Below are 6,503 nucleotides of genomic sequence, written 5' to 3'. Positions count from 1 at the left end.
CGGCCCTCGCCGGCACCGCCCCGGCCGGCGGCGCCGTACGGCCCAGCACGCGGCCGCGCCGCGACCGCGACAGCAGCCGGGCGGCGGCCGGGATCAGGGCGAGCAGCAGCACGACGGCGGCGCCGATGCCCACCTTGGCGATCACCGGCATGCCGGGAGGGGGCGCCAGCGGTACGGCGCCGAGGTCCCGGTCGATCTGCCGGGGGTTGGGACGGGACGGCCTGCCCAGCGTGTCCGAGTCGTCCGTCCCGGTGGACGTGCCTGACGACGGGCCGGCGCTGGGACCGGCGCTGGGCGTGACGGGCAGCGTGTACTGCGGCGCCTCGGCCGTCCCCTGACCGGCGGCGCCGGCCGGGGTCGGCTCGAACCGCAGCCACCCGACGCCCGCGAAGTACAGCTCCGGCCAGGCGTGGGCGTCGTGGACGCGCACGGTCCACTTGTCGCCGATCTTCGTCCCGCCCGTGTACCCGATGGCCACCCGGGCCGGGATGTTGAGCATCCGCGCCATCACGGCCATCGCGCTGGCGAACTGCTCGCAGTACCCCGACCGCTCGTCGAACAGGAAGTGGGACAGCGCCTGGCGCCCCGACCCGGACGCCCGGATGTTGTAGGTGAACTTCCCGGCGTGGGTGAACCAGTTCTGGAGCTTGACCGCCCGCTGGTACTGGGTCGTGGCGCCGTTGGTGACCCGCTTGGCCAGCGCCGCGATCCGCGGGTCGAGCCCGGAGGGCAGGGACACGTACCGCGCCTCGCCCTCCGGCTGCGGCAGCGCCGTGTCGAGCTGCGTGGTGGTGGGCTCGGGCTCGCCGGTCACGACCCGGTAGGCGAGCCCCGCCGCCTCGTCCTTGGTGGAGAACACGGTCAGCGTCGACTCGTCGGCCCGCCAGTCGCCGTCGGCCTCCACCTGCACGGCCGGGTAGGGCAGCGGGAGGAACGTGAGACGGCCGATGTCCTCGCTGATCGAGATGCGGGTCTCGGCCCTCTTGACCGTGACCGCCGGGCCGAGCCCCGGGGCCGGGGGCAGCGGGCCCTCGGAGACCCGGTCCTCCGGCCGCCCCCGCAGGCCGCTCGGGGTGAACTTCGTCCCGTCGAACAGGTCGAGGGCGTAGATCCGCATGTAGCGCGGCTGGTCGTCGCTGCTGGTGTAGGTGAGCACGGTGTCGTTGTTCTGCTGGCTGAGCTGCCCGCTCAGCTTGGCGATGGCGTCCGGGATGGCGATCGTGCCGCCGCCGGACCCGAGGCCGTTCCCCACGCCGAACCCGAACAGCGGGTCGGGGGACAGGGCCGGCAGCAGCGCGGGCAGCAGGATGGACAGCGCGATCGCCGTCACCCCGATGCGCTTGCCCGACAGGGCGAGCCGCCCGGTGTCGGGGGACCCGCCGCCGGTCAGCGTGCGGGAGCGGCGCACCACCACGGCCCGGCCCCAGTGGCTCAGCCGCTCCCGGCCGTCGGCCACCAGCAGCCCGACGTACCCGAACGCGCCGATCACGAACGCCGGCCAGCCGATGGGATCGGTCATCACCGCGGCCGGGACGGTGAAAAGGGCCAGCAGCGGCAGCCCGGCCAGTGCGGCCCGGCGCATCCGCACCGCGAACAGGTCGACCAGCAGCGCGACGAGCCCGACGCCGCCGGCCGTGAGCAGCGTGATGCCGGGGTTGGCCGGCACCGGGGCGGCGTACCGCTGGATGTCGTCGAACCCGGTGGACACCAGCTCGGCCAGCAGCGGCAGCGAGTCCTTCGTCGGGATCACGCCGAGCCAGGCCAGGTCGTGCGTGAACACCGCCGTCAGGTACACCAGCAGGGCGAACGGCGCGGCGACCGGCGTGACCCAGGGACGCGCGCCGAGGCGGCCGGCCACCGTGCCGACCACGGTCACCACGAGGATCGCGCCCATGCTCGCCCAGAACCAGGCGCCGCCGTCGAACAGCGGGTACAGCGTGATCGCGACGGCCGCGGTGGACAGACCCGCGGCTACCGGCAGTTTCATCGGTCGTCCACTCCTCGTTCCGTCCTGGAGGCGCCCTCAGGCGGCGCTGCGCTTGTACGCGGCCTGCGGCCAGAGGGCCGCGAGCGAGCCCCCGGCCGGGAGCACCAGCACGCGCCAGCCGCTCGCCGTCAGCACCGCGCGCGCCGGCTCCGCCGTCTCGTCGGTCATGCCGTCCCAGCCCTCCACGTCGAGCAGGACCGCCACCCCGTTCATCCCGCCGTGCCGGAGCTGGGCCAGGGCCCGCGCGTCCTCCACGTCGACCGACCCGAGCACCGCGATGACCAGGCCCTCGCCCGTGCCCTGCCGCAGCGCCGCGATGCCGTGCTCCAGCGACCGGGCCGAGCTCTGCCGCACCACGGACAGCGCGTCGAGCAGCGACCACGACTGGCCGGTGTCGGACAGGTGCTGGGCGCCCTGGTCGGTGACCAGCCGCAGGCCGAGCCCCTCGTGCGACAGATGGACGCCGATCGAGGCCGCCGCCGACACCGCCGCCTCGAACGACGACCGCGGCCCGTCGCCCCGGTGGGCGTGCCTGCGGGTGTCGAGCAGGAGCGCGCCCCTGCTCTGCCACTGCTGCTCCTCGCGCCGCACCATGAGCTCGCCGTGCCGCGCCGTGGACCGCCAGTGGACCCGCCGCAGGTCGTCGCCCTGGCGGTACTCGCGCGGCGCGACGTCGTCGTCGCCCGCCGCGGCCACCGACCGCGTACGGCTGTCGCCGCCGCCCGTCCACTCGCCCGACAGGCGCACCGGCGGCAGCGGGACGACCTCGGGGATGACGACGAGCGTGTCGGTGATCGTGAAGGACCTGGCCAGCTCGACCAGGCCGAACGGGTCGGTGATCCGGACCGACAGCGGCCCGATGGGGAAGCGCCCGCGCAGGTCGGAGCGCACCTTGTAGTCGATCTCCCGCACGCCCCTGGCCTCGACCCGGTCGAGGACGAACCGCGGCCGGGTCCCCAGGGCGTACTGGAGGGTGTCCTCGACCAGCAGCAGGCCGGTCGGCAGCCGGGTGACGTTCTCCAGCCGCAGGGTGACCGTGCTGTCGGCGCCGACCTCCACCCGGGCCGGGTCGAGACGGCGGACGCTGCTCAGCCGGTACCGCGTGCGCGCCACCACCATCGAGGCGAGCAGCGGCATCGCGATGATCAGCACGGCGACCCTGAGCAGGTCGCCCTCCCCGAGGAAGAACGCGCACAGCATGGCCGCGACGCCCGAGGCGATGAACGACCGTCCCCGGGAGGTCAGGGCCTTGAACCCCGTCATCGGTCCTCCGTCACCTCGTGTCCGGGACCGGGACACGGCGGACCAGCTCGGTGATCACCTGCTCCGGATGGCGGCGCTGGCCCTGCGCCTCCATGCTCGGCAGCAGCCGGTGCGCCAGCACGGGCACGGCCAGGTCCTGCAGGTCGTCCGGGATCACGTAGTCGCGGCCGGACAGCGCGGCGTGCGCCCGGGCGCACCGCACCAGGTGCAGCGTGGCCCGGGGGGAGGCGCCGAGGCGCAGGTCGGGGGAGCTGCGGGTGGCCGCCACCAGGTCCACGGCGTACCGCTTCACCGGCTGGGACACGTAGACGGCCCGTACGGCCCTGATCAGCGCCTGCACCTGGGCCGTCGTGGCGACCGGGTCGAGCTTGTCCAGCGGCTGCGAGGCGCCGTGCACGTCGAGCATCTCCAGCTCGGCGGCCGCCTCGGGGTAGCCCATCGCGATCCTCGCGGTGAAGCGGTCGCGCTGCGCCTCCGGGAGGGGATAGGTGCCCTCCATCTCGATCGGGTTCTGCGTCGCGATGACCATGAACGGCGACTCGAGGCGGTAGGTGACGCCGTCCACCGTCACCTGGTGCTCCTCCATGCACTCCAGGAGGGCGGACTGCGTCTTGGGGGACGCGCGGTTGATCTCGTCGCCGACCACGATGTTCGCGAACACCGGGCCCGGCTTGAACTCGAACTCCCGGGTCTGCTGGTTGTAGGCGCTGACGCCGGTGATGTCGCTGGGCAGCAGGTCGGGGGTGAACTGGACCCGCTTGACGGGGCAGTCGATGGAGCGCGCGAGGGCCTTGGCGAGCATGGTCTTGCCCACCCCCGGCACGTCCTCTATAAGAAGGTGGCCCTCCGCCAGGAGCACGGTGAGTGTCAGGCGGACGACGTCGCTCTTGCCCTCGATCACGGATTCGATGGCGTCGCGGATCCGGCGAGCCGTGTCGACCAGATCCTCGAGCCGGGTTTCCGCATCGGTGACGTCGGGGGTTGCTGCCACCAGGCCTCCATGAGGGTGCGTCCCCGAGAATGGGGCGTTATACGTTCCTTTTTCCATTCTGTGTACTGACCCTATGTCTCCTGTGGTTCCCGAGCGACTTTGTCCAGTAATCCCGGGGCGCGGTAGCCCACAGTGTCGTCCGATGTGTTCTCGCTCAGGTCCCGCGTTCGTGCGAATCCCGTGACAAAGTCCCCTCCACTTTCCTCCACCCGCGCGGGGCGGCGGCGGAAATCCCGGTCCCGTACGGCTTCCCCGCCCGCGCCGGGGGTTCCGACACGCCCAGCCGGCCGGCCGGGGGGCCGGCGCGCCCCACTCCGCACCACCCCGATTTACCTGGGAAAACGCGGCCGAATTCCAATGCCGACACGGCTTGAATCAGTTGACGGTGGGGAGAAGTGGAGTATGGTGGTGCGCAGTGGAGGGCAGAGGCTACAGCGCTGAGCGCTCCGCAAGGCACGGGAGGTGGATCCGCTGTTCCTCGGCACCCACCAACCGCGCCTTGACGACAAAGGACGGCTGTTCCTGCCGGCGAAGTATCGCGAGGAGCTGGCGGAGGGTCTTGTGATCACCAAAGGCCAGGAGCGCTGCCTCTACGTCTTCCCCGTAGAGGAGTTCCAGCGCATCACCGAGGCCCTGCGCACCGCACCGGTCACGGCCAAGGCGGTCCGCGACTACAGCCGCGTCTTCTTCGCCAGCGCGTCCGACGAGACGCCGGACAAGCAGGGGCGGATCACCATTCCGCAGAGCCTCAGGCAGTACGCGGGGCTGGAACGTGACTGCGTCGTGATCGGCGCCAACACGCGGCTGGAGATCTGGGACGCCCAGGCGTGGGACACCTACCTGGAGGCCCAGGAGCAGGCCTTCTCCGACCTTTCCGAGGAGGTGCTGCCGGGAATCCTGTGAATTCGTTGATCCATCTGATCGAATGACCCGTCGGTGACGTTCGGCGAGGTCTCCACCCGCTCCCAGTGGCATCTGATGCACCTTCCCCGGTGTCAGGCGCCACGGCGGCGACGCGGATGGGGACCTGGCCGGACGGGTCGGCCCCGCCAGAGGGGCCGGCATGGGTGGGGACCCGTTGGGTAGTCACCGGCGGCAGCCGCGCATCCGCGAGCACAGTAGCGGCGATATGGGGGTTGTAAGCGTTGTCGCATGATCCCGCGCAGTCGGGCGGTCACGTTCCGGTCATGCTCGGTCGCGTGCTGGAGTTGCTGGCTCCCGCTCTCGCCGGGCCCGACCCGGTCGCGGTCGACGCCAACCTCGGTCTCGGCGGGCACGCCGAGGCGCTTCTCGCGGCCCACCCGTCCCTCCATCTCGTCGGCATCGACCGGGACCCCACCGCCATCGAGCGGTCCACCGAGCGGCTCGCGCCCTACGCGGACCGGGTGACCATCGTGCGGGCGGTCTCCGACGAGCTTCCCGAGGTCCTCGAACGGGCCGGGCGTCCCGTCGTGCACGCCGCCCTGTTCGACCTCGGCGTCTCCTCTCCCCAGCTGGACGAGGCCGGCCGCGGCTTCGCCTACTCCTACGACGCCCCCCTCGACATGCGGATGGACCGCGAGCAGGAGCTCACCGCCGAGCACGTGGTGAACACCTACTCCGTCGCGGAGCTCACCCGCATCCTGCGCGACTACGGCGAGGAGCGCTTCGCGGCGCGCATCGCGAGCCTCATCGCCCGGGAGCGCGCCAAGGACCCCATCGGCACGACCAAGCGCCTCGCCGACCTCGTCCGGGCGGCCATCCCCGCCGCCACCAGACGGACCGGGGGCAACCCGGCGAAGAGAACGTTCCAGGCGTTGCGCATCGAGGTGAACCAGGAGCTCGGCGCGCTGGAGCGCGCGCTGCCCGCGGCCCTCGACGCGCTGGCCGTGGGCGGGCGCGTGGTCGTGCTCGCGTACCACTCCTTGGAGGACCGGCTCACCAAGCAGGTCCTCGCGGCGCGAACCACGGACACGAGCCCTCCGGGGCTCCCCGTCCCCCTTGAGGCCCACCAGCCCCGGTTCCGCCTACTGACGAGGGGAGCAGAGCTCCCGGACGACGACGAGGTGGCCCGCAACCCGCGGGCGGCCTCTGCCCGGTTGCGGGCGGCAGAGAGGATCCGCCAGGGATGAGGACAGAGCAGGAGACCAGGAGGGCGGCCGCGCGCCCGGCCGCGGCCCCGCGTACGACGGGCCGGTCGGGCGGGGCCGTCACGCCCGACGGCCTGATCGAGGCGGAGGCCCAGGCCGTCCCCGCCCCCCGGCGCCGGCGCGACCCGCAGGC

Annotated in this window: 5 protein-coding genes; 2 read left to right on the top strand and 3 right to left on the bottom strand. The window is 72.6% G+C overall.

Features of this window, described 5'->3' with window-relative positions; all coding sequences use genetic code 11:
* The 3 genes from MPTA5024_RS08955 to MPTA5024_RS08945 all read right to left on the bottom strand — a co-directional run.
* The coding region (locus MPTA5024_RS08955; RefSeq protein WP_051457862.1) for a transglutaminase family protein at positions 1–1,987 on the bottom strand (1,987 nt) is incomplete at its 3' end.
* Positions 1,988–2,023: 36 nt separating this feature from the next.
* Positions 2,024–3,250 (bottom strand): DUF58 domain-containing protein, encoded by a 1,227-nt coding sequence (locus MPTA5024_RS08950; RefSeq protein WP_036321431.1) that lies wholly within the window; start codon positions 3,248–3,250, stop codon positions 2,024–2,026.
* A gap of 10 nt (positions 3,251–3,260) precedes the next feature.
* A complete protein-coding gene (locus tag MPTA5024_RS08945; RefSeq protein ID WP_084369522.1) occupies positions 3,261–4,298 on the bottom strand; it encodes an AAA family ATPase in 1,038 nt (345 codons plus the stop codon).
* A gap of 414 nt (positions 4,299–4,712) precedes the next feature.
* Here MPTA5024_RS08945 and mraZ point away from each other — a divergent pair, with 414 nt between their 5' ends.
* Together mraZ and rsmH are read left to right on the top strand one after the other, a co-directional pair.
* Positions 4,713–5,144, top strand: coding sequence for a division/cell wall cluster transcriptional repressor MraZ (gene mraZ, locus MPTA5024_RS08940; protein ID WP_036323766.1), 432 nt, complete (start codon positions 4,713–4,715; stop codon positions 5,142–5,144).
* Positions 5,145–5,386: 242 nt separating this feature from the next.
* Positions 5,387–6,352, top strand: coding sequence for a 16S rRNA (cytosine(1402)-N(4))-methyltransferase RsmH (gene rsmH, locus MPTA5024_RS08935; RefSeq protein WP_036321426.1), 966 nt, complete (start codon positions 5,387–5,389; stop codon positions 6,350–6,352).
* The last annotated feature ends 151 nt before the right edge of the window (positions 6,353–6,503 follow it).

Origin of the sequence: Microbispora sp. ATCC PTA-5024 (assembly GCF_000511135.2) — a bacterium.
Classification (GTDB): domain Bacteria; phylum Actinomycetota; class Actinomycetes; order Streptosporangiales; family Streptosporangiaceae; genus Microbispora; species Microbispora corallina.
This window is presented reverse-complemented; position numbering and strand designations above follow the sequence as displayed.

Coding starts and splice junctions, on each gene's coding strand:
- MPTA5024_RS08945 (WP_084369522.1), bottom strand. CDS start 4,298: ATGGAAAAAGGAACGTATAACGCCCCATTCTCGGGGACGCACCCTCAT.
- MPTA5024_RS08950 (WP_036321431.1), bottom strand. CDS start 3,250: ATGACGGGGTTCAAGGCCCTGACCTCCCGGGGACGGTCGTTCATCGCC.